The following is a 26630-nucleotide window of genomic DNA, read 5'->3' on the forward strand; positions in this document are numbered from 1 at the left end:
AATATGAAAAACAAATTGATCTATAGTATTGGCCTTTGCCTTTCACTGCAACTATTTGCCGGCTGTAAGGATTACCTCGAGCAGGCTCCGCTGGCAGCGCCGGCAACCGGGCAATTCTTCAACAGCCAAACCGAAATGAATGCGGCCTTGACTGCGGTTTACAAATCGGCCTACTGGAACACGGGCACTACGCCTTACCAATCGATGATGGACGGCTGGACTGATATTGCACTGCTGCGCGCACCGGACATGGGCGAGGGGAACTTTGATGTTTTCAATGCCAATGTAAAATCGATCTGGACACTTGCCTACACAACCATTCAACGGGCCAACACGCTGATTGAGGGTATGGAAGCTGGCAAGGTAAATGTGCCTGTGGCAACCTTCAACCGGATGCAGGCTGAGGCCAAAGGGCTGCGGGCATTCGCCTATTTTTTTCTGGTCAATATGTATGGAGATGTTCCTTTGATCACAAAACCTTTATTGCCGGCGGAGTTTTATGCACAGGTGCGCGCACCGAAAGCGGATGTGATCAAATTCATTTATCAGGACCTGGACGCAGCGGCACAGATTCTGGACTGGTCGCCGCTGGACCGGGGCCGGATCTCAAAGGCGGTTGTTCTGGGCATGAAGGCGCGCACGGCTTTTTACAACAAAGATTATAAAACGGCTGCTGATGTAAGCAAGCAGATTATCGACGGGGCGGGGCTGGGGCTGAATCCGAAATTTCAGGATCTTTTCACCAAGGCGGGGCAGGCGCCTAATGCGGGAAAAGAAATTATGTTTGAAATTCTTTACACCGATGCCGATGCCAATTCGATTACTTATCTTCCTTTGGGGAGTATTTCAAGAACGGCAGGTGGGCAGTCGGGGCGTTTTCCGCAGCAGCGTCTGGTGGATATGTTTGAAGCAAAAGACGGAAAACGCATTGACGAGTCGAAAGTATACGATCCTAAAAACCCGCGTTTGAACCGGGACATGCGTCTGAAATATACCGTGGCGATTCCGGGTGATACCGTAACGATGAATCAGATTACATTTGTCTATGATATCTACAAAAATACCACTTCGGTGAAAAATGCAGACGGAACCTGGGCTGTTAAGGCAAATGCTGATTTTGACAATGCCTATGGGCCTTCCAAAAGCGGCGTGGGGCTTTTGCATGCTAAGTACACTTTGACAGGTGAGAACGCTTTTGCGGCTAGGGTGAATTTTATTCTGATGCGTTATGCCGAAATTCTGATCACCTACGCTGAATCAAAAATTGAACTTAATGAAATAGATGGATCAGTAATTAATGCCCTTAATCTGATCAGGCAACGGGCAGCTCAGCCGGTGGTTGAAGCCTCCATACAAACCGATCAGAACAAACTAAGGCAGCTTGTTCGCAGGGAGCGTACTGTGGAGCTGGCCATGGAGGGTTTCCGCTGGTTTGATATCCGCCGCTGGGATATTGCCCCGGTGGTTATGCCCCAAAAAATTGTAGGGATTGCCAAGGATCCGGCAATTGGCGCGGCCAGTCCGGATTTTAAATCCAGTGCGTTAAGCGATCTTAATAATATCCCAACCTATACGGCCAGTGAAAGTACCCGGATGCTTCGCGAGATCCGTTACTGGTATCCCAAACTAAATCTTTTGCCCGTACCGCAGTCAGAGCGTGACATCAATTCTAAGCTCACCCAGAATCCGGAATGGTGATATAGTAATCGCTGCACACAGTGTGCGAAAGTAAAATGAGACGCGCAGCGTTTCAGTTAAGAAAATTTATAAGATTCTGCGCGTTTCATTTTGCCTCCATGGTTCTGTATAGCCCTGTTAAATCCGGGCAACCTTCATTACATTTGAATTATGAATCGTAGAAATTTTATTGAAAATATTGCTTTAACCGGTAGTGCAGTGGCTGCTGTTTCTGCTTTTATCCCTGAGAGCGCACAGGCCGCTGCAAAGCAAGTTATATACCAAAAAACAAAACTTCATGCAGATGTAGTCATTGCAGGTGGCGGTCTGGGCGGTTGCGCGTGCGCCTTTGCAGCACTAAGAAATGGCTTATCGGTCATTGTGACTGAGGAAACCGACTGGATAGGCGGGCAATTAAGCCAGCAGGGTGTGCCGCCGGATGAACACGACTGGATTGAAACGCACGGGGCCACGCAGCTGTACCGTGATTTTCGCACGGCCATCCGCCAGTATTATATCCGTAATTACCCCTTAACCGAGTCAGCAAAGGAAAGGAAAAACCTGAATCCGGGTGACGGCTCGGTTTCCAAGCTTTGCCATGAGCCGCGTGTTGCAGTGGCTGTTTTGCATGAGCTGTTTGCGCCTTATGTGAGCGCAGGCAGACTGACTCTTCTGCTTGAACATAAGATCATCACGGCCACGGTGGAAGGTAGTCAGGTCAAAGCACTTGGTGCGGTCAGTTTGAAAAGTGAGGAAGAGCTTATTTTAACAGCACCCTATTTTGTGGATGCAACCGAAATGGGCGATCTGCTTCCGATGACAGGGACCGAGTTTGTCACAGGAGCAGAATCAAAAAGTGAAACCAATGAGCTGCATGCACCTGAAAAGGCTGATCCAAGTAATAACCAGGCCTTTACGGTTTGCTTTGCTATTGATTATGTGCCCGGAGAGAATCATGTGATCGAAAAACCGAAGCAGTATGATTTCTGGAAGAATTTTGCTCCGAAAATGAGTAAACCCTGGTCGGGAAAACTGCTTGATCTGTCGTATTCGAACCCGAAAACACTACAGCCAAAAGCGCTTGGTTTTCATCCCGAAGGTGTGATGATGGGCCAGACGCTGAACCTTTGGAATTACAGAAGAATTATCAACAAGGAAAATTTCAAAAAAGGATTTTACACCGGCGATATCACCATCGTGAACTGGCCGCAGAACGATTATTTTCTGGGTAATCTGATTGGGGCCAGCCAGAAGGATTTTCAAAAATATTTCGAAGGTGGAAAGCAGCTTAGTCTTTCGCTTTTATACTGGCTTCAAACCGAAGCCCCGCGGCCGGACGGAGGGAAAGGCTGGCCTGGGATTCGTTTAAGAAAAGATATCATGGGTACCAGTGATGGTCTGGCCAAATATCCTTACATCCGTGAATCGCGCCGTATCAAAGCTGTTTTTACAATAAAGGAAGAGCATGTCGGCGCTGAGAACCGTGCGCTTATCACGGGTAAAAAGGAAAATACAGCGGCTGAATTTTATGACAGTGTTGGCGTTGGTTATTATCATATTGATCTGCATCCCAGCACAGCCGGAAACAATTACATCGATTTTGGTTCACTTCCTTTTCAAATTCCTTTGGGGGCGATGCTGCCAGTAAGAATGGAAAATCTTCTTGCTGCCAATAAAAACATTGGGACCACCCATATCACTAACGGCTGCTACCGGCTGCATCCGGTGGAGTGGAGCATTGGAGAATCGGTCGGACTGCTGATCAAATATGCCCTTGACAAAAATATAATTCCAAAGGCCGTACGTGAGAAGGAAAGTGAATTAAAGGAATTTCAGGCGTTTATCCGAACGCAGGGCATTGAGACTGAATGGCCAAAAAGCTAAAAAAATAATCCAGCAGATATTAAAATTGATTAAGTAACGATACTTTCCTTCTACTTACTAAAATAATTGTCAGAAAAGTGTTTTCATTTTACTGATTCCTGCTCGATAATACAAATAGTATTAACGAAAGTAAGTAAGTTTGAAAGAAAGTATCAGTTTTAAATATATGAGTCGCACGATTCGATTAACAGGTGTTGGAGGTAAAAAAGGGGATCCTAAAAAAATAATTCTTGGTTATTTTGCAAATCATGGAAATACCACCATTCCCGATCTTAGCAAGGAGCTGGAAGTGAGCGTTCCGAAAGTAACTTCACTAGTCAATGAGCTGATACAGCAGGGGCTGATCAGGGATTTTGGCAAGATCGAGTCGACCGGTGGCAGAAAGCCAAATCTGTATGGCATTGTGGCGGATTCTGCCTTTTTTATTGGCGTTGATGTCAAGCAAAGCCATATCAATATTGGTTTGTCAGACCTTCAGAAAAATCTGGTGAAAGTTTCCGAGAAATTGGTTTACCAGCTGGATAATACACCTGATTCGCTTGAATCGCTTTGCAGCTATATTCAGGATTTTATCTCGGAACTTGACGTGCCGGCCGGGCGTGTTTTGGGTATTGGAATAAATCTGTCGGGAAGAATCAATTATACAACCGGGCACAGTTACAGCTTCTTTCATTTCGACGAAAGCCCGCTGGCAGAGATTATTCAGGGCCGCGTGGGAATTCCTGTCTTTTTAGAAAATGATTCCAGGGCGATGGCTTATGGTGAATTTTGTGCAGGGGCGGTACAGCAGGAGAAAGATGTGCTTTTTTTGAATCTGGACTATGGCATTGGCGTAGGAATTCTTTTCGACGGACAGCTCTATTACGGGAAATCGGGGTATGCAGGAGAGGTAGGGCACATGCCTTTTTTTGATAACGAACGCATCTGTCACTGCGGAAAAAAAGGATGTCTTGAAACCGAAGCCTCAGGCTGGGCGCTGATACGAATGTTCCGTGAAAAACTAGCCGGCGGATCTTCCTCTGTTGTGACGTCGAAAAAAAAAATCCGCCCCGAGGACATCACCATGGACGACATTATTGAAGCGGCTTTGAATGATGATGTGCTGGCCATTGAACTGCTTGCCAAGGTAGGAGAGAACCTGGGAAGAGGTATTGCTGCGCTGATCAATGTGCTCAATCCTGAGCTGGTTGTTTTAGGAGGAAGTCTTGTTTTAACGGGTGACTATTTGTATCTGCCAATAAAAACAGCATTAAATAAGTACTCTTTAAGTTTAGTCAATAATGATTCACAGCTTAAAATATCCAAACTTGGCGAGCGGGCCGGTATTCTGGGTGCGTGTTTGCTGGTAAGAGACCGCCTGCTTGATATCGGGTAAATAAAAGGACAGTTGCAATACTCCACCTACCTTCAGACCCGGAGTGGAGCATTGCAAAAAGAAAAATTAGCCAACCATTACTTTTTGTTATCCCTTACCGAGCATCGGGCAATGTCGCAACAGCTTTTCCCTTCATTCCCTCATTGACCAGATGGCCCAGAAAGGCAGCAAAAGGTTCAATGTTCTGTTCTACACTGGCTCTTTCTAATGCCTGCATGTATTCGTCGCGACTTTCTACAGGTATTACCGTCCATAGATATCCTCCTGAAGCCAGCATAGCGTTCATCAGGAATCGCCCCATACGTCCATTGCCATCCATATAGGGATGAATGAACACAAATATGAAGTGTCCCAATACCGCTCTTACCGATGCTTCGGGTTCTTCTTGCAGAAGATCGAACAATATGGGCATAGCATCTCTCATGGCATCAACATTGAGCGGAACGTGTTTGGAATTGCCGATATATACCTGATGGTTTCTATATCCTGCAAGGTCTGCTGCCTTTAAGATACCTGCTGTTACACTTGGATCAAACAATTCCCTGTACCATTTTGAGTGATCTATATCAACCTGCGTTCCTGCATTTTTACCTTTCAGTATAGCTTCGATACTCTCCTTTACAGACTGGAAAGCCTGGTAGTATCCTCTGGCAGCCATTGCGTCGCGTTGTTTACGGTCTTCTTCATTTTCGTTGGCATCCCACTCTCCTGAACTTACCTTGGCAATTAGTTCGGGTGTTACGCGGTAGCGTTCAATGGATAGCGAGTGATAAGCGTCCGTTATGTAGATGTCGTCTATGTTTTTCAGAAACGCCTCATGGTCATCAGGAATTCCGGGCGAAGCAGGAAAGTTTGCGATCACAGCCTTGCGCATCTGCATCCACATCAGGCGTATTCGGTTGGCGTATGGCGAGCGTTCACGTGCAGACAATTTCAGGTCGAGCTTGCTCTCAAATGGATCTTCTTCGCGGATATCATAATCGGCCTGCTTAAAGGTATCAACAATCTGGTCAGCTGTTCTATCCCTGCCAATATTCCTGAAAGCTCCCGCCAGACGTCCCGCTAATGTGGTGTGTCCGTTTTCCAGAAGTATTGGCAATAACTCTGATGCATCTCTTATCAACGACAGCGTTGTACGGGCGTCAATAGCATTACGGGTATATATAGTAGCAGAACTATAGACCAATGCTGCTTGCAGGTTATACATGCGGATGCCGTTTGCTGTCATCGAAAGTTGATCCGCCTGCGGCAGTTCGCCCCGCATGTTGAACAGCGAGGTTTTATGCGGTAGTGGTGTAGGATTGTTGTTTCCCTGCGGAGATCGCACAAGCAGCTGTTGGGGAACCACTTGGTTACCTGCATGGAGCAGTAGCGACTGATCGGCAGATAGGGACCAGTTCTCACCATACCTGTGTTCCAGGAATACGGCAACAAAATCCCAGTAGGAACTGTACCATGCTGTGGTTTCGCCATCCTTTTCTTCCGGATTAGTGGCGATGTACCAGCCTTTCGTTACTTCCCGGATAAATCCGTTTTTGGAAAGTATTTCCCGGTATTTACGGCTGGGCATGTCATTTGTATGAATGCCCACACCCCCTTTTTGCTGCAAATCGTGCAGGAATTGGAGGGCTTCTACAAATCTTTCACGTGGTGTTGCCATATCATATCAGATTTATTAAATCAGCAGTGGTGAATTTATTAAATGATGATGTACTAATATTATTAAATGCTGCTGTTGTAAATATATTAAATATTGCTGTGTTATTTTAATTAAATTATGTTGTGTTAGTTCTATTAAATCGAGACAATTATAAATAAAGCTCTTTGTGATAGATGGCTACGTATGCATATCAGTACATTGCTACATTTGACATTGAAATGTACTTGACACAAAATGGCGGGATAACACTTGCCCGCCTGATTATTTTTAATCTTCCTGTTTACTACTGATAATCTAATGGATAGGTTAGCTTAGACAGTGCACTTAAACCAAAAGAAGTACTATCATTGGGGATTACTTTCAAAAACATAGCCAGACCGGCACCGGCATCCACCCGCTTTCTTCAACGCATTCGGCAGGACTAGATGAGACTCGCCTATTTTCTGTTTCATCATGCTCTGATTTTTCCAAACTTTCAGTGCGGCGGCCGCTGCGGTAGTACTGTCCATAAAACTTATTCCTGTACACTTACCTAAACCCTTCTTTTTCAAAAACATGGCCATTACAACAAAATAACGGCTTTGCACTTCCACAAAACGATTGTAAGACAGAATTTTAGGAAATAAGTCTGCCCAATGATCTTGTACTATTTGTTGGTAATAATGTTTAAATGTTTTGTGTGCTCCTAAATGAAAACAAATCAAAATCAGTAGGATTAGAGAGCTTTATTTTGGTTGACCACTCACTTGGAGTTCCAATTTTTATTGGCATAACACTTGCCCTTGCTTTCTTAAAACGGTCCTTTCAATTGAATTTCAATCGATTGGAGAGCATTTGCGTTCATACCTTAACTTTTCAGTTTCGTTCATAAGATATTTACTACTACTTATAACTCATCCTCCAAATAATCGTGTTTCTGTCTGCTTATCCCTGGGATTGCCCAGGGCATTTGCTTCTGAATCAATCCCTTTCCATACCATCGTATGCGGCCGATTGCCTACTCAAAGTTTAATCTTTTAGAGCAGGTATGCGGCTACCCCGTTCCATAATTCTGTTTTGCGTTGAACTTAGATTCCTGCTGTTCACCGGGAATGGACTGGTATCAATCTGAACTTTGATATTTTCAGATAGTCTGATACTACGCACCTTTTGGTGATAGCGTAATGAGTCCCTTTCACTATTTTTCCATCCTCATTACGATGATTCGGACGCAGGTTTCTCTCGTAATCATATTCAACTTTGCTCGAAGGGGCTGTGGACCGAACTTGTGGTTACCACCTTTTAACCCAGGCTTGCATAGATATGATTGTCAGGCCATATTCATGTGGGTTATGCTTCCATCCCGATACCAGGGAGATTGGAATCGCTCAAATACAGAACTATAGTTAAACGCAAAGGTTCGTATTTTGGAGAAATATGATCCTTTGAAAACCTCTCATGATGATTTGCTTTTACCGAACCAGAAATACTTGGATTAAAAAAATACCTTCGAGGTTAAAAAGAAGATCGCTTACGCAGTCAATTGCTGTAACAAAATGCAACAGGAATATATCACCCACATTGCCAAGATACAGGGGGGGAGCCACGTTGCCCGACATAAGTTCGCGACGTTGGCTGGTGATAAAGTGCCGCTTCAAATGCTGCAAAAGCTTCACATACCAGGGAGCATTCTTCCGGAAACGCCGTTATTATTATGGGGGATTTAAATGCGCATTATGGATTTTACTGTGACAACATCCGGTTACTAAGTTCCGAAAACGCACTGAAAGACGTCTGATGTCCCAAAAACGAAACGATGAGTACCCGGTACCTTCCAGAGAATTCCCTTCCGACAATATTCCGGCAGTTACCGATACCTGCGAAACCATTGACAAAATACTCTACCGCATCAATGATGAGCTTTTTATTCAAACTGTTGACCATCAATTCGAAAGAAACCTTTTTTGTAACAAAGAAGGACTGCCTTTGGCAGGCCACCATCCAGTGAGCGATAGGTTTTGAGACTGAAGATCCGACAAGAATTCATCATACTCAGGCTCTTGGCAATTAAGTTGTTACGCCTGAAATTGTTTAATACAGTGAAATATTAAACACCAAACTTTCTCAGATTATAGACAAAACTTATCAAAAAGTATCGTTTCAGCACCTGACTGTGAACATCTTCAATGTAAGAATCACCCGTATTGCGGACAAGACTTCGGTTTTGGTTGAATAAATCAAAAGCCTGTAAACGGATCTCGGCCTGCTTGGTTTTTTGGAATTGCCATGACAAAGCGGAATTCCATAATGTGAATTTTTGATTGTATCCTGCGGACCTTCCCGATGTTGCATTGTAGGTGAGCTCGCTGGTCAAGACAAAATTCAACGGCAGGCGCCAATGCAAATCAGCTGTTGCATACTGTGACCAAAACGCTGTATTTTGTTGAGAAAGAAGCGTGTAGGTGGCTGTTTGATAGCTGATTATCGCCTGTGCACCATAGTCAAATCTGCCGTTGTAGGCTGATTGCAGTCGGATTCCTTGTCCGAGAACTATGTTTTTAGAAATATTGCTGCGGTCATTAACCAGACTGGCACTTTTTGTAAAACTTCCATTGGTCATTAGATTTAGCGTCAGGTTCGGTGGGTGGATCTTACGGCCGATGGATAAAAAACTGCTTACTGCCAGATATCCCTTTGTATTGACCGGTTTTGTTGTCTGAATTCCTTCACTACTGATGCTGGCAGACGAATTAATGCGGTTTTCACTTTGATTAAGATTGGTATAAAAAAAGATGCTTTTACTGCCTGATACTGAAGATTCATTGAAAGTTAAATTGACCGAATTATAGTATTCCGGCCTAAGGGAAGTATTGCCAATACGGATATTCAGTGGGTTAGTATTGTCCGCTACCGGCTGTAACTGGCTGATGGATGGCGCTGTCAGTCGTGATCTGTATTGTAGTTTCAGCGTTTTGCTGCCGGGAAACGTAAAGCTAAAAAGCGCGTTGGGAAGCAGGTGAGTATAATACTTATTGGCTTTTGAAGACGCAGACAGATTATTTACATCCAGTTCCGACCGCTGCACATCAAAACCGATTGTGTAGCTATACCGCAATCTGTTTGTTTGAAACACCGTGCCCAGCTGATGTGTGTTAAAAGAACTTGATGAGCGATTGCTTAATGCCTGATTTTCCTGATCATATAAGCCGGTAAGTTCATTGAAATCAAATGCGAACCGATTGCTCCGATTCCGATTTTTTGAAAGAGTATAGGTGAATCCCAACTTTTTTGAAAGCGATAAAAGTTCAGTAAATGAAAGCTTGGCGGTATTCTGAAAAGAATGACTGTCCTGGTCGCTTAGTTGATCCAGCCAGTTAACATTTGCCGGATTCACAGTTGATGAATCGTAAAGCGTATTGGTTGATTGATTTAGAATATCGGTTTCTCCGTTTGACAACTGAGAATTTATATTTAGTGAAAGGGAGCGTCCTTCCCGTTGAAACTTTCTCATAAGCAGGATGTTGTTATAGCCGGTTAAGTTATTAGCCGTTGAACCGGTTTTTGTGTTTCCCGAATTAATGGAATCTCCCGTCATACGATAAGACCGGCTATTTATTTTACCGGAATAGGCCGAAGTTTGCCAGGAGAGGTTGGGTGTAAACCGAATGCTGGTCATAGAATCAAGGGGTATATCAAAACGGCCGTTGAACCGGTGGGTCGTTTGGTTGTTTTTTGAGTAATTATTTTGATCCGTAATAAAAGCATTTTTGGGCAGAATGTTTTCCCGTCTGCTTTGCTGATCGGTAGTGGTGACGGCTTGATTTACAAAATAACTTGCCGCCATTTCAGGACGTTTTCCCCATTTTAATCTCGATCCCTCATTGCGATAATTAAGGCCGGCCGCTTTTATTTCGATGATATTGGTCGGGGAGTTATTACTGCTGCCAGAGGTAACGGCCCCAGCGGGCCCGCCGCCAGGTGTCGGTAGATCGCCAAGGGTGAAATTCTGCTGATTCAGGTTATTGGCCTGACCGATCAGAGAAATTTGCTGACCCGGCCCGTTGTTTCTATTGTTGAACCGGTTTACATTCAATTTGCCCAGATAACGGGTGGCACTGCCGTCGGCGCTCCTGCCAGCTCCCGCGGCATTTTGCCCGAAATACCCTTTTCCTTTGTCTTTTTTGATGGTAATATTTATTGTTCGTTCACGGTTGCCGTCATCCATACCTGAAAACTGCGATTGGTCGGAAGACTGGTCATACACCTGCACCTTGTCAACGATATCGGCCGGCAGATTCCTTGTGGCCATTTTGGGGTCGTTTCCAAAAAAAGGCTTCCCGTCCACCAGTACCTTCACTACCGGCTGCCCGTTGGATTTGATACTGCCGTCCCTGCTTACTTCCATGCCTGGTAGTTTACTTAATAATTCTTCTACTTGCGCATTAGGTTGTGTTTTAAATGATCCCGCATTAAATTCCACTGTATCCTGTTTTACTGTTATCGGAGCCCTTTCCTGCTTAATGACCACTTCATTAAGCGTGTTGGTTTGTTCGGTCATACGAATTGTTCCGATATCCACTTGCGCATTTTCAACCACAACAACCGGTCGGGAAATATTCCGATAACCTATAAACGTAATTAAAACCCTGAAACTTCCAGACCGGATATTTTTCAACAGAAACTGCCCGTCGCCGTTGGTAATGGTTGATTGGACATAGGAAGAATCAGCGCCGGTAAGCAGTGAAACAGATGCCATCCGAAGCGGTTTCCCGCTGGTGGAATCCACAAGTTTACCAGAAAGCCCGGATTTTTGTGCGGATGTTTTTACGCAAAGGCTGATTATTATTAAAAGTGACAGAAATAGAGTTTTCATTATTACAGAAATAAGAATGCAGTTTTGGCGAATAGTGAGATGCAATGGCTGTTAGTTGCGCTCCTGGATCATTAATTGCTGACGGAAGTCGGCCATGGCCTTTTCTCTGATATCGGCAAGTTGTTGAGGTGTTGTCGTTTGTGCTTGCGTAGGCGGCTCTACATCCTTTTCTTTGATTGCGGATAAGTTTACTTTTGTGGCCCGAACCTGTTCTCTGCTGCTTTCGATCAGTAATACCACGCCTTTTTCAGGTGTGAGCTCATGAATGGGCGAATAATTTAATGGCAGCTCAGTGGTAAACCAAACAGAACAGCTTTCTTTTCTAAAAAATAAAGTGGCCTTGCGGCATGTATATCCGGCAATTTTACGGGTTTGATCTGTCAGCTGCCAGCCTTCTGCTCGCTTCAACGGGGACTCGCTTTTGTATATTTTTGTCTGTTCTTCTTTTCCGACTGTCAATAGCGTAATAAGTTTTGAAGCCGTAAGGTCAACGAATATCTGTTCTTCAAACGGTCTTCCCATGTTTGGTGTTTGCGGTGCTCTGTCCATGCCGGGGTCCTGGACCAATGTCCTGATCATTGTATTTTGTTCATCACGATTTTCCTTTACAAATTTTTCTGTAAACAAAACCTTCTGTCCGAAAGTACGCGTGTCGGGTGCGTCGGAGGGGAAATTGGGGTCACCAGGTTTTACCTGTTCCCCATTGACCATGATGCGCATACCCGACGGATCAATTTTACGTACAATTTCATACGTTATTTGCCCGGATTGTTGCCCGAAAGCTGCACAAACAGCTGCAAATTGCAGGGATGCAGCTAAGATAATTTGTAATTTCATAACACATTCGTTTTTTGTTTGATACTGTTTTAATTGACGCTTCAAAGGTCAGGCGATGTTTTGTAACGTACTGCTATTTAGTGTTAAACAGTGTTAAACCTGCGGGAAATGGAATTCGGTAATGTAGTTTTGTAAAATGAACCGACGTATAAAATATATATTCTGGTTGATGACCGCCTGCATCGTCGCCATTAATGCTTTTCAGGGTTATTGGCTTTGGACGAACTATTTGTTGAATCGTCAGCGGTTCGAGCAAACGGTCCAGGATGCCTTGTTTCAGGTTCTGGAAGGGCGGCAGATTGCTCATGCGAAAGGGGTGGTTAGCAGAGAATTGGGGAAGCGCAATCTCAATCAAAACCGGATTTATATAAGAAAATACCACGTTACGGGTAATGAGGGGAGCAGGATCATTTTTGACAGACGTAGTGATTCTGTGAAGATGTCCGGGGATAGAAAAACGGCAATTGGCAAAAAGATCATCTACAATTTTGGAGATGACTCCCGCACAGAAAAAATTACAGTCGAACCGCCTGATACAATGGCAAACAGAATTTCGAAGTTATTGCTTATGGATTGGTCGGAAAATGGCAGTACCAACCTTGCCAAAATTGACACTGCATATCGTTTCGAACTAAAAAGGAGATCCGTGGAAGCTACTTTTACACTTGATACTTTGAGGATTACACCCGAAAAGTCGGGAGATGATATTCTGGTTTTTGATAACAGAAATATGAAGTCCGGTGCTGATGGGAAATTACAGACTTTGCCGGTTCCGGTAAATCCAGTAAACAATGTATTTGTACAGGCAACATTTCTCAATCCGTCTTTTTATGTGCTGCAAAGGATGGCGTGGTTACTTGCTGCCTCTGTTTTTCTTTTAATTCTGACGACGGGATGTTTTGTTTTTATGCTTAATACGATTCTGAAACAGAAAAAGATCTCTGAAATAAAGAACGATTTTATCAATAACATGACCCATGAACTCAAAACTCCGATCGCTACTGTTTCAGCGGCGGTGGATGCGCTTTTGAATTTTGGTGTTTTAACTGATGCTCAGAAAACACAGACCTATCTGATGATTTCAGAGACCAATTTGCAAAGGTTATCAGATATGGTCGAAAAAGTACTAAATCTGGCAGTTCATGAAAATCACGAATTGAAGCTGAACCGAGAACCAGTTTACCCCGCCGAATTGATCAGCGAAGTGCTAAGCAATCATAAGCTCAATACAACAAAACAGGTTGAATTTAAAATAGGTGTACCAGCGAAAACTGTGGTGAGTGTGGACAAAGTTCATTTTGGCAATATACTCAGCAATCTGATAGAGAATGCTATTAATTATTCATACGATAAAGTCACCATTGCAATCGAATACCGCAGTGAGCCGGATGGATGGCAATTGACCGTGTCTGATAATGGTATCGGTATTCCTAAAAGCTATCATTCTGCTATTTTTGACCGGTTTTTTCGGGTGCCAACCGGAAATTTGCATAAAGTTAAGGGCTTCGGTTTGGGGCTTGCTTATGTCCGGCAAGTTATGCAAGGCCACGGAGGCAGCGTTGCAGTATTTAGCGAACCAGAAAAAGGGAGTACATTTATTTTAAAGTTTTAGCCTATGGCCACTGTTTTACTGGTTGAAGACGAGCCTGCTTTGGGCATGATCGTTAAGGATAGTCTGACTGTGCGCGGGTTCACTGTGATCTATGCATGTGACGGCGTGGAAGGCCTTGCTTTATTTTTTGAAAAACGACCGGATATTGTTGTCACGGATGTTATGATGCCGGAAATGGATGGTTTTACCATGGCAGAACAGATTCACAAAAGTCAGCCCTATGTTCCGATTATTTTTCTGACAGCGCGTTCCCAAACAGCCGATGTCGTTCATGGTTTTGAACTCGGCGGAAACGATTACCTCAAAAAACCATTTAGCCTCGATGAGCTTATCGTACGTATCCAGGCACTGCTTCGTCCGAAAGCAACAGCTTATTCATCTCTCGGCAAATTATTGACGATCGGGCGTTATCTGTTTGATCCGGCAAAACAAAAACTGGTGCTCGATGAGCAGGAAATGTTCTTATCACACCGCGAAGCTGAACTGCTACGGAGATTATATGAGCAAAGAAATCAGGTGTTGGGACGAAACGATGTTTTGTTGGAATTGTGGGGCGACGATTCTTTCTTCAATGGGCGAAGCCTGGATGTATTTATCACAAAACTACGCCGCTATCTGCGTGGAGATTCTACGATTCAGATTGTCAATATCCGAGGAATAGGTTATAAACTGATTGTTTAAAACGCTCAGATTCTCCTTTGTCGCGACTGATCGTTAATCCACTAATACGATGCGCAATACTTGCTCAAAATCGTCATGGAGTAAGACGTGCTATCTCTCCAAAAAATACGCGGGATAATTTTGCTAAATTGTGAATATCTGGTTATTTAATGGAATAATATCAGATATTGTGGCTAATTGGAAAGCCTGGCAATACCTGAAAATATATTTTAGGCCATCCGTCGGCCGAAAGCTTGCCAATTAAAATAATCTCTTAATGGAAACATCTCTGAACAACCGGCTTTTAAACTGGGTCGCCGGGCGATTGAGCCATCCAAATGACCTTTCAACCGCCGAGCGGCCCCGCTGCCAGCGATTCTTTTGAGGGACAAATCCTTTGGACTGATTCTGGTTTTTGTGCAATTTCAACTTCCCATTTAAAATTATTTTTTGTTTGTTCAACAAATGTAGTTTTGTAACGAGTAGATGACCGAAACTTGGTGGAAGATTTGTAATAATGCCAAATCTTTTGCATCATTTTCCTGACATTCCGGCCGGACGACTTTGTCGAAAGGAATTCTCCCTTATTAACAGGTCTTGAAAGCGTTTTGTTGTTTTCTATGTCTTACGGAGGTAACGAGTTAATATGGTTTACACATAACTTTCGTTCATTAATCGTACAACAGGTGTCCGTTTTCGGACACCTGTTGTACGATTAATGGTTTTAAATTGCTTATTTATAATGATTTGTGGTATTTAGATTTGCCTGGCAAGCTATTTTATCAGCAAAGACAGATATAATTGAAAACATGAAACGAACGTATCTGGGAGAGTTTGAAGAAATTGTATTATTAGCTGTTGCGGTATTGGGAGGCCAGGCTTACGGTGTCAGTCTGATGCATGATATTGCTAAGCAGACCGGACGCGAGCTTCGGCTGAACCAGGTGCATTCTGCCTTACAGCGCCTGGAAGAAAAAGGAATGGTAAAATCAACCCTGGGAGAGCCAACGGCAGAACGTGGGGGAAAACGAAAACGCCTCTTTTTGGTAACTGCGCATGGACAAAGATCATTACAGGAAATTCAGCAGGTACGGCTTAGTTTCTGGGAAAGATTGGCAAACCCTTTCAAACTGGGCATCAATTTATGAAGCAACAAGGGCATAAGGCCATAAGTCCTCCGGAATGGGGCGTTCGTTTTTTGAGATGGTTTTGTGCGCCAGATTTGGTCGAAGTCATCGAGGGGGACCTTTATGAAGAGTTTATCCGGCAGGCCAGATACGCCGGTGAACGGAAAGCACGCTGGCTTTATTGGTTTGAAGTGCTCGGATTTCTGAAACCCAGATATATCAAAAGAAATCATTCAGATTTTTCAACATCTTCTTTATTCAGTCATGATATGATCCGTAACTATTTTAAAATCGCTTTCCGCAGCCTTTCCAGAAACAAAGGATATTCTGCAATAAACATTGGAGGATTGGCTATTGGAATGGCTGTGGCCATATTGATAGGCCTTTGGGTCTTTGATGAAATTTCATTTAACAGATACCATCAAAATTATAAAAAGATTGGTCAGGTAATGATACACAATGGTTCGGAGCGAAACGGAACCTATGATTATCTTCCTATACCGCTGGCCGGGGAGTTGAAATCTTCTTTTCCGGATGATTTTAAATATGTTGTTTTATCAAGCGGAAGCGAAAACCACATCATTTCTTCCGATGATAAGAAATTTACCCAAACGGGCAGTTATATGGAGGCAGCTGCTCCCGATCTTTTGACCCTTAACATGCGCGGCGGCACACGCGCCGGACTTATTGATCAAAATAGTATTTTACTGGCAGCGACTCTGGCAAAGAAATTGTTCGGTAATACAGATCCCATCGATAAAATTCTGACCATTGACAACAAATCGAAGGTTCGGGTTACAGGTGTTTACGAGGATTTGCCCAATAACTCTACTTTTAAGAATCTGACTTTTTTGTTGCCTTGGGAATTAATGGTTTCTACCAGGGATTGGGTCAAAGGCGATCTGGGCAACTGGAACGACAATTCATTTCATATATTTGTTCAACTTGCAGAAAACGGCCACACCCCAAGGGCCTCCTTCTCTGAGATTTCTTTACGTATCAAGGATCTCGAACGGCGGTACATCAGTAAGGAAAAAGCGCTTTACAGACCTGAACTTTTTGTGCATCCGATGGACAGGTGGCATTTGTATTCCAACTTTGAAAACCGTGTCATTGTAACAAGCGAATCGCTCAAATTTGTTTGGTTTTATGGCCTGACTGGTATTTTTGTGCTGCTGATCGCATGCATCAATTTTATGAACCTGAGTACGGCGCGGTCGGAGAAACGGGCCAAAGAAGTGGGCATAAGAAAAGCTGTTGGCTCGTTACGCAGCCAATTGATTAACCAATTTTTTTGTGAATCATTGCTCACTGCCGGCGTATCCTTCCTGCTTGGAATTTTGCTGGTACTTGGAATATTACCTTGGTTCAACAGTGTTGCAGACAAGACGATCTCAATACCTTTTACAAACATTTGGTTCTTGCTTATGTGCCTTGCATTCACAGCGATCACCGGTATTCTGGCAGGCAGCTATCCGGCGCTATATCTGTCGTCATTCAATCCTATCAAAGTATTGAAGGGTAGTGCATCAGTTCTCAGACTCCGTATCGGATCTGTGACTGCCGTTCCCAGAAAAGTCCTGGTTGTATTTCAGTTCACAGCTTCCATGGCCCTGATTATTGGAACGATTATCGTATACAAGCAGATCGGTTTTGCGAAAAAACGGCCTGTTGGTTACACCAGGCAAGGTTTGATGCAGATCAGAATGGGAACGTCCGATTTTCAAGAGCGCTATGAAATACTGGCTTCGGAACTGAAGAATTCTGGAGTAGTATCACAGGTTGCCAAGTCATCCGGTGCTGTTACGGGAGCCTGGTCCAACAGCGCAGGTTTTGAATGGAAGGGTAAAAATCCGTCTGACAACCAGGATTTTGTCATGGTAGGTATTTCTTATGAATATGGCAAAACGATTGGTTTGCAGTTCACTGAGGGCAGGGACTTTTTTCGGTCTTTTGCGTCGGATTCCTCGGGATTTATAATCAATGAAGCAGCTGCGAAATACATGGGGCTGAAAAATCCTGTCGGCGAAACGGTTAAATGGAATAATTCAGGTGAAAATATCAATAAGGATTTTAGGATTCTGGGTGTAGTCAGAGATCTGGTGATGAACTCTCCTTTTGAAAATGTCAAACCTACCATTTTTTATCTGGCAGACAGGCCAGGCTATATTTCCATCAGGATCGACCCGCAGGTTGGCATAGCCGCGGCCCTTCCAAAAATAGAAAGTGTATTCAAAAGTCTGATCCCGTCAGCTCCCTTTGACTATTCATTTGTGGATGATGTGTATGCTTCGAAATTCATTGCTGAAGAGCGTGTAGGTAATCTGGCCGTTTTCTTTTCGGCCCTGGCCATTTTTATCAGTGCACTTGGCCTGTTTGGCCTTTCGGCTTTTGTGGCCGAGCAGCGAACTAAGGAAATTGGCATACGGAAAGTCTTGGGTGCTTCGGTTACCAATCTGTGGCGGCTTTTATCAAAGGATTTTGTGATCATGGTAATTGTATCCTGCTTGATCGCTACACCTTTTACCTATTATTTTATGGATGAATGGCTACAAAAATATACTTACCGGACTGAAATTTCCCCGTGGATATTTGTCTTGTCGGGCGCGGGTGCTTTATGTGTTACACTTCTGACAGTTAGCTATCAGGCAATCCGCGCTGCTTGGCTGGATCCGGTCAAAAGCCTGAGAAATGAATAAGTCAATCAATTGACATAACTCGGGACGAAATTCATCCGCAGACAATATCCTGAACTATTGGTCAGCGGTGCCAAATGAGATTAAGGCTTGCAGTATGACGAACTGACCTTAATATACTATTGTAACGCACCAAATTTCATAATTACTAACATGAGAAAAATAACATTGCTCATTATTTGTATTTTTTCGATGCAATTGGTAAACGCGCAAACCGCAGCAAATTCTCTAACATCCAAAGACAGCATAACGCTGCGCATCGCGCAGGAAGCTAAGGTCTTTATACAATCTAAAACAGCGGTAGGCATTTTCGTCGGCTTGTACCGTGATGGTCGCATTTATACCTATAATGATGGCTCTGTCTGTAAAGATGTAAATTAATTGCCTAACACGCATTCCATATTTGGCATAGGCTCAATTAGTAAAACATTTGCCGTATTACTATTAGCAAAAGCGGCCATAGAAAACAAGGTAAAGCTGGATGATGATGTGCGCAAGTATCTTGACGGTGAATATCCAAACTTGGAATACCAGGGACAGCCCGTTAAACTTTTTCATTTGATCTCCCATGTTTCCAGGCTACGAATGTGGCTTTCTGGCCTGGCCGAAAAACCTGGCTATACTTATTTGTATTTAAAGATGGAAAAGTTAGTACTATTATAGCCTTTGTAGAACCAACAAAAAAGTAGCTTTTTGAATGTAAAATGATCCAATGATCAGGTGAAATAAGATTTCAACTGATCATTTTTTTTATTAGCCCTTTATAATCGTGGTGAAGAATAACGAAACCGAAATGCATGAGCACCGATATATTTTAAAAGTATTTATTCAAAGAAGTTGAAAACAGAAAAGCCACTCTCGCGAGTGGCCTTCTGATCAGTCAACACCATTAATCATCATCAAAACCCCTGGGCATCCGCAGAAACTTCTTTCCATTGGTCAAATTTCGCTTGTTTAGCTGTATGAGCCTGTTGCACAAAAGGATAAGCTATATTACCCAATAAGAAATGTAAAGGTGGGTTTTCGCTATCGATCAGCTGAAGTATCGCTGCAATGGTCGCCTCCGGTTTACCGAATATGTCCGGGGGCGCGGCTCAACAAATGCTTTTCTGACCGGCTCATAAGCTTCAATCGGTTCCGCGTGGAAGGCAGAAGCACCCGCCCAGTCGGTTGAGAATGCGTTAGGTTCAAAGATACTCACATTGATGCCCAAAATAGTTTCACTTCGGTGGCCAGTGTTTCACTCAGGCCGTTAACTGCATATCTGGAAGCGTTGTACAATCCGAGTACCGGCAAGCTGGCTAAGCCCAGCGTACTGGAAACCTGGATAATATACCCGCTTTTTTGCGCACGAAATATAGCGAGCACAGCCTGTGTTACCCATAGCAGGCCGAAGAAATTGGTTTCTATCTGCGCACGTGCCAGTTCTTCGCTTGTTTCTTCAATTGCGCCGAAAACGGCGAAACCTGCATTATTGATCAGAACATCGATCCGGCCGAAATGATCATATGCTTTTTTTACCGCCGCGAAACTATCCGCCCGACTGTCTATATCCAACTTTACAGGTAATACCGCGTCACCATAAGCTGCTACCGGTTCGTCCAGATCTTCCGGTTTTCTTGCTGTTGCAGCTACCTTGTGGCCACGTTCCAAAAGTGCTGTAGCCCAGATTATTACCGAAACCGCGTGAAGCGCCGGTAATGAAGAATATTTTTGCTATATTTTCTTTGTTAAATTTTAATAACAATGGTGTCCGGGCACCATCCGGAGGGTTAGCACAAAACACGGAATGATTAACACATATTAAGAATCCGGAAGGTATTTTAAAAAGAAGTTTCCGATTACTCATCACCCGGCAACCCGGCAGCAATACCTATAAGTCCAATATTGATAAGGCGCTGTACCGTTCAGCTTTTTAAATGAGCGGCAAAAGTTGGACTGGTCGCTAAAGACCATCAGGTAACTGTTTAAATTTATTTTGAAAGCAAGCCACCGCCTTAGCGACTTCCGACCGCCAGTAGATCTTTTTCTTTCTCCATCTCGCGTAAGCTCCATTCTCTCACATGGTCGATGAATGGGATCAACTCTTCACCCGTACACGTTAATGAATAATCCACCCGAGGCGGCACCTGGTAAAACATCTCCCTGTGTACCAGTTTATCATTTTCAAGCTCTTTCAGGGTCTGGGTAAGCATTTTGGTTGTAATGTCAGGCAGCGCGCGGCTCAGTTCGCCATAGCGCAATACAGTATCCTTCTTGAGGTACCACAAAATGCGGGCTTTATACTTGCCACCGATTCGCTTAAATCCGTAATCTATAGGACATACTTGAAAATCATCAGAATTATTGTCTTTTTTTTTCATGATAACAGACTAATATACAGTTAAACGTACTTTTTGGTAGGTACCATACTAAAAAGTACATACTTGCCACAAATATAGCAATGGTTTACGTTTGTACAGAATTATTTAAACAGCACATGAAAGCAATAGAATTAATCGCACATGGCGGCATTGAAAACCTGGTTTTAACTGACCTGCCAATGCCGGAATTTACGGAAAATGAAGTACTTATCCGAGTAAAAGCGATCAGCATAAATCCTGCAGATACTTATATCCGCAAACTTGATGCGCTTGATTATGTATTTGCAGGCGAAAGGCCAAGGATCATGGGCTGGGATATCTCGGGTATTGTAGTTTCTGTAGGGACTGTAGTAACGGGTATCAGTGAAGGCGATGGCGTATTTGGTACTATTAAGTATCCGGGGCATGACAGGGCCGGACATGGAAAAGGCTACGCGGAGTTTGTCGCGGCACCTGCTGGTGATCTCGCGTTAAAGCCATTGAATATATCACATGCCGAAGCAGTGGCAGCAACGCTGGCAGCCCTAACCGCCTGGCAGCCATTAAGCAAAGCAGGTATTAAACCGGGTGACCGGATATTTATTACTGCCGCAGGCGGCGGTGTCGGGCATTTTGCCATTCAGATCGCCAAATATTTCGGTGCTTATGTTATAGTGCTGGCCTCGGAATCGAAAAAAGATTTTGTTCTGAGTCTTGGTGCGGATGAATTTATAGATTATCGTTCGCAAAAGTTTGAAGAAGTTTTACAGCCGGTAGACTTTGTATTAGAAGCACTCCGGGAAGATCATATTGCAAGGACCATCGAAGTTGTTAAACCGGGGGGTAAACTGATCAGTCTTTGGTCTGGTGTTGCCGGTACACCATGGGAAACCAGAGCTGCCGAACGGGGAATCCTGGCTTATTATAACGCGGTCACTTCCAGTGGTGAAGACATGAAAGAAATTGCTGCCCTGCTTGAAAAAGGTCAGATCCGTTCTCATATCGCCAAGCGATTTGCGTTGGAGGATATTGGCCTCGCACATCTGGAGCAGGAATCTGATCATGTGCAGGGTAAGCTCGTTATCACCTTTGACTAAACAATATCAAAAACTTATGGCAGATCAGGAAACCACTATCAAAGCGCTTCAAGAGACGGAAAACATTAAAAAACCCTTGGCACGTTATTGCCGTTTTCTGGATACCAAACAATGGACTGCATTTGGAGAACTGCTGACCGAAGATGTTCAGCTGACTTTTAAAGATACTGCCGGAAATATCATATTTCAGTTCTACAGCCGGAAAGAAATGCTGGACCTGACCGCCCCGATGTTGCAAAGTGCCGTAACGATACACTACGTGAACCAGCCAGAAATAACGGTTTTGTCTGAAACCGAGGCAAGTGCGATCTGGGCATTGGAGGACCAGATCATTTTTCCGGAAGGCACAGCGGGTGCACCCTACCGTGCCATGCACGGGTTCGGAATTTATCACCAGACACTAAAAAAAAGCGATAAGGGTTGGCAGATCAGTTCCTTTATTCTCGACCGGCTTAAATTGGACATCACAAATTAATTATAATTAGATTCTTAACCATTTAAATATTAAAAAAATGAACTCAAAAATACGCGTCGGCATCATTGGCGTAAGTGCTGAAAGAGGCTGGGCCTCTATTGCTCATATCCCTGCACTAAAGGCATTGCCCGACTTTGAAATTGTTGCCATCAGTAACCGCAACCCTGAAAAGGCAACGGCAGCGGCAGATGCTTATAATATCCCCCAGGTCTTTCATAATAATCTCGACCTGATCAATTCGCCGGATGTAGATCTTGTATTGGTCACCGTGAAAGTACCTGAACACAGGGAACTGGTTGAGGCTGCCATTAATGCCGGTAAACACATCTATTGCGAATGGCCGTTAGGAAATGGATTTGCTGAAACACTGGAATTAAACGATCTCGCTGACAAAAATGGCATTCTTACGGTTATCGGCTTACAATCCCGCGCGGTTCCGGCGATCCGGTATGTTAAAGACCTGATCAAGAGTGGTTATGTTGGTGAAGTCCTTTCTACCACCCTGACAGGTTCAGGTATAATTTATGGGGCTCTTACTGAGCAGGCTATGGCTTATGCGGTTGATGCTAAGAATGGGGCAGGCATGATCTATGCCACATTCGGACACGCAGTGGACGTGTTATGTGACACATTAGGCGAATTTAAAACGATTGGCGCAACTGCGATTAATCGTCGTAAGACCACCACCCTGGTTGAAAGCGGGGAACAGATACCGATGACGGCCTATGACCAGATTGCTGTGAATGGCGTCTTGACAAGCGGAGCTGTGGCATCCATTCATTATCGCGGAGGAATGTTACGGGGAACTAATTTCCAATGGGAGATCAACGGAACCGAAGGCGACCTGATCATTACTGCTGATGGCGGTCACCCAGCTATATTTCCACTTACGATCAAAGGTAGCAACGGTGAACAAACCGGGCTGGAAGTTTTGGAAGTGCCTGGGCAATACCTGACCGTAGAGGCGGATGGGCTTTATCCTGCAGCATTGAATATGGCTTATCAATATCAATGGTTACATAAAGATCTGACAGTAGGAACCCGGTTAAGTGCATCCTTCGATGACGCGGTTTTAAGGCATCGCATGATCGCCGCGATTGAACTTGCAGCTGAAAGCGGGAACCGCCAGAATTTTTAAATTAATTGTCTCGACGATGGGCAATTTAATTAACAATATCGTCGAGGCTTATGGAGGGCTTGACCGCTGGAATCAATTCACCAAACTCAGGGTGACATTGATCAGCAGCGGCAGACTTTTCGACTTACGTGGATTCCCGCAAGATCCAACTCCGCGTGAGATGTCGATTTACCTGCATGAGCAAAGGGAATCTTTACAATCATTTGGCGGACCCCGACATTAAAACTGATTTTACACCCAACCGGATAACCGTCTCTTTCAAAAAATGTCGTTACTTTAATAGTTAAGCCTTCATTTGATTCGATCGATAAAATGTAATACTTTTAGCCCTTGCAACATTTAGAATAAATACAATAAAAAATTGAAATCTGCTGCGTTAATACTATTTATTTTACTTATATCATTTGGCTGTTCCCGGGAACAACCAAAACAGTTCACCATCGGGTTTTCTCAATGTACGGGCGGAGACAACTGGCGCAAAACAATGTTGGAAAATATGCACCGCGAATTGTCTTTTCATCCTGAAATTGACTTCGTGATGAAAGATGCAGCCGGGCAAAGCCTGAAACAAATTGATCAGATACAGCAGTTGATGGATCAAAAAGTAGATCTGCTGATTGTCTCACCCAATGAAGCCCAAAGGATTACGCCCATTGTTGAAAAAGCGTATCAAATAGGAATTCCTGTGATCATCGTTGACCGGCGGACCATGTCGGATCAGTATACCGCTTATGTGGGTGCTGAGAATATTGAAGTGGGCAGAACAGCCGGGATTTATGCCAATACGGTACTTAAAGGAAAAGGTAATGTTGTAGAAATAAGCGAGCTGCCCGGATCTTCTGCCGACATTGACCGTCATAAAGGATTTGTTGAAGCTATCAGCCGCTTTCCCGGAATTCGCCTGGTAGCTAAACTTGACGGCGACTGGGATAAATATTCATTTGAAAATGATCTGACGGCGCTATTAAAAAGTGATCGTCTGATTGATTTCATTTACTGTCAAAACGATCGGCGTGCAATCAGTGCTTTTGAAATTTGCAAAAAACTGGGTCTGCAAAAACGTATCAAAATTATCGGCGTTGATGGTTTAAACGGTAAAAATGAAGGGATTGATCTGGTTGACAGAGATATTCTGAATGCGACAATTATTTACCCGACAGGCGGAGAAGAATCTATTCGTACTGCTATTAATATTTTAGGAAAACAACCATTCAAGCGGGAAAATCGTCTGCAAAGTACGCTTATCGATTCTTCAAACGTCAGGATCATGAAGCTTCAAAACCAGAAAGTGATGGCCCAGCAGGAAGATATTGAAAGAAGACAGCGTAAAATAGAGGAGCAAAGAGCTATTTCAGAGAATCAATCCATCATCATTTATGCGATTTCCATCACGCTGGCACTGGCGTTGCTTTTTGGAGCATTATCCTTTTACTCGCTGAGGGAAAATAGAAAAATCAACAAAAGGCTTGAAAAACAGAATCATGAAATTTCGGATCAAAAAGATCAGATCTCGCAAATGGCTGAAAAAGCTACCGTTGAACATGAAGCCAAACTGAAATTTTTCACCAACATTTCTCACGAGTTTCGCACGCCCCTGACCTTGATTTTAGCACCTGTTGAGGATTTACTGGACAATGGAAAAATCAAAGATTCCCTGGTTAAACAGGAACTGAACCTGATCAGGAAAAACGCTTTCCGGTTGCTTCGTCTTGTCAACCAGCTTATGGATTTTCGTAAAATCGAAGGTCATAAAATGATGATCAGGGCCAGTGAGCAAAATCTTGTCGGGTTTTTAAAAGACATTATGGCCTCGTTTGAAAAAATGGCCGTCAAAAGAAAAATTGATTTTCGTCTGATCACTTCCGAGCCACAGATTGCAGTTTGGTTTGACGTCAATATGCTGGATAAAGTAATATTCAACCTGCTCTCCAATGCCTTTAAATTTACGCAGGATAAAGGACGTATATACATTTACGTGAAGTCGGTTAGCGGATGCAGCGTCAAAATTACGATTGAAGATAATGGTCATGGCATGACCAAATCAGAGGTCCAGCATGCTTTTGAAATCTTTTATCAGGGTGAAGGAAGTTATAAGACGCTGGGTACCGGTTTAGGATTAGCGCTTTCAAAAGAACTCATAAACCTGCATCATGGAAGAATTTCGGTAGAAAGTGAGCATGGGAAAGAGACAAAATTCACCATTGAACTTCCGCTTGGAAAGGAGCATTTTGAAGAAAATGAGATATGGAACGAGCCGACCGATGAAATATCGCTTGTCAGGAGTATGGAAATACCGGAGGAAAAAATGACAGAAACACCAGACACAAAATCGGCTGTACATCATGAACAGACCATACTGCTGATTGAAGACAACGACGATCTGATCCGCCTGGTTGAACAAAAACTGCAAGACAATTATCTGATTATCAAATCAAGTAATGGAGAAGAAGGACTGGAATTTGCTTTTGACCAGATCCCTGATCTGATTGTTTGTGATATTATGTTACCAGGAAAAGATGGATTGCATGTGGCATCCGTGCTAAAATCGGATTTCCGCACCTCGCATATTCCAATTATTTTACTCACTGCCAAAAATACAGCAGAGCAGCAAATTGAAGGAATTCAGACCGGTGTCGATGCTTATATTACAAAACCATTCAATCTGAAATTTGTTGAGGAAACTATAAAAACGCTTCTCCGCAACCGCTCCATACTCCGCGAACACTATACCAGTGAGCTGCCGATTGAGACGACATCAGCAAACAATCCAAATAAACTCGATAAGAAATTTGTCACAGAATTTACCGCTTACATTGAAGAGCACTACGGGAACTCTGATCTGAATGTGGAGGATATTGCCAAGGATATGGGCATGTCACGTGTTCAGCTTTACAGAAAAGTAAAGGCGCTTCTGGGTTTCAGTGTGAATGAATATATCCAGCAGATACGTTTGAATAAAGCGCGTTTTTTACTCAGGCGAAATGATCTGACCGTAGCTGATATTGCATACAGCGTTGGGTTCTCTTCGCCTACTTACTTCTCGACGGCCTTCAAAGCCAAGTATAACCAGACGCCTCTGGAATATAAAAATGCCCGAACTCTTTAAGTTTTGTTTCATCCTTTCCATGCATTGTACCATTTTTAAAAATGAAACAACGCATCATGTATCATTTTTGAAATCCGGTGTATCAAAATTGA

At 43.6% G+C, this 26630-nt stretch carries 21 protein-coding genes and 1 pseudogene; 15 read left to right on the forward strand and 7 right to left on the reverse strand.

Annotation, left to right across the window (positions count from 1 at the left end; all coding sequences use genetic code 11):
• The first annotated feature begins 3 nt into the window (after positions 1–3).
• The 3 genes from FDK13_RS28785 to FDK13_RS28795 all read left to right on the forward strand — a co-directional run bounded on the left by FDK13_RS28785 (position 4) and on the right by FDK13_RS28795 (position 4936).
• Complete coding sequence (locus tag FDK13_RS28785) at positions 4–1698, forward strand: RagB/SusD family nutrient uptake outer membrane protein (RefSeq protein ID WP_137343475.1); 1695 nt, start codon at positions 4–6, stop codon at positions 1696–1698.
• Between the two features lie 150 nt (positions 1699–1848).
• Complete coding sequence (locus FDK13_RS28790; protein WP_137343476.1) at positions 1849–3561, forward strand: FAD-dependent oxidoreductase; 1713 nt, start codon at positions 1849–1851, stop codon at positions 3559–3561.
• A 166-nt stretch (positions 3562–3727) separates the two neighbouring features.
• A complete protein-coding gene (locus tag FDK13_RS28795; RefSeq protein WP_137343477.1) occupies positions 3728–4936 on the forward strand; it encodes an ROK family transcriptional regulator in 1209 nt (402 codons plus the stop codon).
• A gap of 94 nt (positions 4937–5030) precedes the next feature.
• Here FDK13_RS28795 and FDK13_RS28800 read toward each other — a convergent pair whose 3' ends face one another.
• Entirely contained in the window at positions 5031–6506 is a 1476-nt protein-coding gene (locus tag FDK13_RS28800; protein ID WP_229216259.1) for a Fic family protein, read from the reverse strand.
• A 527-nt stretch (positions 6507–7033) separates the two neighbouring features.
• Positions 7034–7318 (reverse strand): annotated as a pseudogene (locus tag FDK13_RS36905) (IS982 family transposase); the annotation flags it as partial.
• Between the two features lie 1054 nt (positions 7319–8372).
• Here FDK13_RS36905 and FDK13_RS28805 point away from each other — a divergent pair.
• A complete protein-coding gene (locus FDK13_RS28805) occupies positions 8373–8597 on the forward strand; it encodes a hypothetical protein (RefSeq protein ID WP_137343479.1) in 225 nt (74 codons plus the stop codon).
• A gap of 85 nt (positions 8598–8682) precedes the next feature.
• On the opposite strand, the gene FDK13_RS28810 is transcribed toward FDK13_RS28805, so the two are convergent.
• Entirely contained in the window at positions 8683–11448 is a 2766-nt protein-coding gene (locus FDK13_RS28810) for a TonB-dependent receptor (protein WP_137343480.1), read from the reverse strand.
• 51 nt (positions 11449–11499) lie between these two features.
• Positions 11500–12285: a GLPGLI family protein gene (locus tag FDK13_RS28815; RefSeq protein WP_137343481.1), complete on the reverse strand. Its 786-nt coding sequence runs from the start codon at positions 12283–12285 to the stop codon at positions 11500–11502.
• A gap of 136 nt (positions 12286–12421) precedes the next feature.
• Here FDK13_RS28815 and FDK13_RS28820 point away from each other — a divergent pair, with 136 nt between their 5' ends.
• The 6 genes from FDK13_RS28820 to FDK13_RS28845 all read left to right on the forward strand — a co-directional run bounded on the left by FDK13_RS28820 (position 12422) and on the right by FDK13_RS28845 (position 19043).
• Positions 12422–13897, forward strand: coding sequence for a sensor histidine kinase (locus tag FDK13_RS28820; protein ID WP_137343482.1), 1476 nt, complete (start codon positions 12422–12424; stop codon positions 13895–13897).
• A 3-nt stretch (positions 13898–13900) separates the two neighbouring features.
• Entirely contained in the window at positions 13901–14578 is a 678-nt protein-coding gene (locus FDK13_RS28825; protein WP_137343483.1) for a response regulator transcription factor, read from the forward strand.
• 788 nt (positions 14579–15366) lie between these two features.
• Positions 15367–15705, forward strand: a complete 339-nt coding sequence (locus tag FDK13_RS28830) for a PadR family transcriptional regulator (RefSeq protein WP_137343484.1) — start codon at positions 15367–15369, stop codon at positions 15703–15705.
• On the forward strand, positions 15702–18383 hold the full coding sequence (locus FDK13_RS28835; protein WP_137343485.1) for an FtsX-like permease family protein: 2682 nt from the start codon (positions 15702–15704) through the stop codon (positions 18381–18383). Before FDK13_RS28830 ends, FDK13_RS28835 begins: the two co-directional genes overlap by 4 nt.
• 150 nt (positions 18384–18533) lie before the next feature.
• Positions 18534–18761 carry a hypothetical protein gene (locus FDK13_RS28840; protein ID WP_137343486.1) on the forward strand — a complete coding sequence of 76 codons (228 nt, stop codon included), beginning with the start codon at positions 18534–18536 and terminating at the stop codon, positions 18759–18761.
• Positions 18762–19043, forward strand: coding sequence for a serine hydrolase (locus FDK13_RS28845; protein WP_137343487.1), 282 nt, complete (start codon positions 18762–18764; stop codon positions 19041–19043).
• A gap of 370 nt (positions 19044–19413) precedes the next feature.
• Here the strand turns inward: FDK13_RS28845 and FDK13_RS36250 are convergent, their stop codons facing one another.
• The 3 genes from FDK13_RS36250 to FDK13_RS28855 form a co-directional block, all read right to left on the reverse strand.
• On the reverse strand, positions 19414–19581 hold the full coding sequence (locus FDK13_RS36250) for a hypothetical protein (RefSeq protein ID WP_229216260.1): 168 nt from the start codon (positions 19579–19581) through the stop codon (positions 19414–19416).
• On the reverse strand, positions 19578–20033 hold the full coding sequence (locus FDK13_RS36255; protein ID WP_229216261.1) for an SDR family NAD(P)-dependent oxidoreductase: 456 nt from the start codon (positions 20031–20033) through the stop codon (positions 19578–19580). Before FDK13_RS36255 ends, FDK13_RS36250 begins: the two co-directional genes overlap by 4 nt.
• 344 nt (positions 20034–20377) lie before the next feature.
• Positions 20378–20743 carry a winged helix-turn-helix transcriptional regulator gene (locus FDK13_RS28855; RefSeq protein ID WP_137343488.1) on the reverse strand — a complete coding sequence of 122 codons (366 nt, stop codon included), beginning with the start codon at positions 20741–20743 and terminating at the stop codon, positions 20378–20380.
• A 116-nt stretch (positions 20744–20859) separates the two neighbouring features.
• On the opposite strand from FDK13_RS28855, the gene FDK13_RS28860 reads away from it, so the two are divergent.
• The 5 genes from FDK13_RS28860 to FDK13_RS28880 all read left to right on the forward strand — a co-directional run bounded on the left by FDK13_RS28860 (position 20860) and on the right by FDK13_RS28880 (position 26538).
• Positions 20860–21819, forward strand: coding sequence for an NADP-dependent oxidoreductase (locus FDK13_RS28860; protein ID WP_137343489.1), 960 nt, complete (start codon positions 20860–20862; stop codon positions 21817–21819).
• A 16-nt stretch (positions 21820–21835) separates the two neighbouring features.
• Positions 21836–22294 (forward strand): nuclear transport factor 2 family protein, encoded by a 459-nt coding sequence (locus FDK13_RS28865; protein WP_170982942.1) that lies wholly within the window; start codon positions 21836–21838, stop codon positions 22292–22294.
• 37 nt (positions 22295–22331) lie between these two features.
• A complete protein-coding gene (locus FDK13_RS28870; RefSeq protein ID WP_220417452.1) occupies positions 22332–23432 on the forward strand; it encodes a Gfo/Idh/MocA family protein in 1101 nt (366 codons plus the stop codon).
• A gap of 16 nt (positions 23433–23448) precedes the next feature.
• Positions 23449–23655: a hypothetical protein gene (locus tag FDK13_RS28875; RefSeq protein ID WP_137343491.1), complete on the forward strand. Its 207-nt coding sequence runs from the start codon at positions 23449–23451 to the stop codon at positions 23653–23655.
• A 138-nt stretch (positions 23656–23793) separates the two neighbouring features.
• Positions 23794–26538, forward strand: a complete 2745-nt coding sequence (locus FDK13_RS28880; RefSeq protein WP_137343492.1) for a substrate-binding domain-containing protein — start codon at positions 23794–23796, stop codon at positions 26536–26538.
• The last annotated feature ends 92 nt before the right edge of the window (positions 26539–26630 follow it).

This window comes from Dyadobacter frigoris, assembly GCF_005280585.1.
Classification (GTDB): Bacteria; Bacteroidota; Bacteroidia; order Cytophagales; family Spirosomataceae; genus Dyadobacter; species Dyadobacter frigoris.

What these genes read in the sequence shown, in the direction of transcription:
- FDK13_RS28815 (WP_137343481.1), bottom strand. Translation starts at nt 12,285, where the DNA reads ATGAAATTACAAATTATCTTAGCTGCATCCCTGCAATTTGCAGCTGTT.
- FDK13_RS28840 (WP_137343486.1), top strand. Translation starts at nt 18,534, where the DNA reads ATGAGAAAAATAACATTGCTCATTATTTGTATTTTTTCGATGCAATTG.
- FDK13_RS28790 (WP_137343476.1), top strand. Translation starts at nt 1,849, where the DNA reads ATGAATCGTAGAAATTTTATTGAAAATATTGCTTTAACCGGTAGTGCA.
- FDK13_RS28875 (WP_137343491.1), top strand. Translation starts at nt 23,449, where the DNA reads ATGGGCAATTTAATTAACAATATCGTCGAGGCTTATGGAGGGCTTGAC.
- FDK13_RS28820 (WP_137343482.1), top strand. Translation starts at nt 12,422, where the DNA reads ATGAACCGACGTATAAAATATATATTCTGGTTGATGACCGCCTGCATC.
- FDK13_RS28825 (WP_137343483.1), top strand. Translation starts at nt 13,901, where the DNA reads ATGGCCACTGTTTTACTGGTTGAAGACGAGCCTGCTTTGGGCATGATC.
- FDK13_RS28870 (WP_220417452.1), top strand. Translation starts at nt 22,332, where the DNA reads ATGAACTCAAAAATACGCGTCGGCATCATTGGCGTAAGTGCTGAAAGA.
- FDK13_RS28835 (WP_137343485.1), top strand. Translation starts at nt 15,702, where the DNA reads ATGAAGCAACAAGGGCATAAGGCCATAAGTCCTCCGGAATGGGGCGTT.
- FDK13_RS28830 (WP_137343484.1), top strand. Translation starts at nt 15,367, where the DNA reads ATGAAACGAACGTATCTGGGAGAGTTTGAAGAAATTGTATTATTAGCT.
- FDK13_RS28810 (WP_137343480.1), bottom strand. Translation starts at nt 11,448, where the DNA reads ATGAAAACTCTATTTCTGTCACTTTTAATAATAATCAGCCTTTGCGTA.
- FDK13_RS28865 (WP_170982942.1), top strand. Translation starts at nt 21,836, where the DNA reads ATGGCAGATCAGGAAACCACTATCAAAGCGCTTCAAGAGACGGAAAAC.
- FDK13_RS28805 (WP_137343479.1), top strand. Translation starts at nt 8,373, where the DNA reads ATGTCCCAAAAACGAAACGATGAGTACCCGGTACCTTCCAGAGAATTC.
- FDK13_RS28795 (WP_137343477.1), top strand. Translation starts at nt 3,728, where the DNA reads ATGAGTCGCACGATTCGATTAACAGGTGTTGGAGGTAAAAAAGGGGAT.
- FDK13_RS28800 (WP_229216259.1), bottom strand. Translation starts at nt 6,506, where the DNA reads ATGCCCAGCCGTAAATACCGGGAAATACTTTCCAAAAACGGATTTATC.
- FDK13_RS28855 (WP_137343488.1), bottom strand. Translation starts at nt 20,743, where the DNA reads ATGAAAAAAAAAGACAATAATTCTGATGATTTTCAAGTATGTCCTATA.
- FDK13_RS28860 (WP_137343489.1), top strand. Translation starts at nt 20,860, where the DNA reads ATGAAAGCAATAGAATTAATCGCACATGGCGGCATTGAAAACCTGGTT.
- FDK13_RS28785 (WP_137343475.1), top strand. Translation starts at nt 4, where the DNA reads ATGAAAAACAAATTGATCTATAGTATTGGCCTTTGCCTTTCACTGCAA.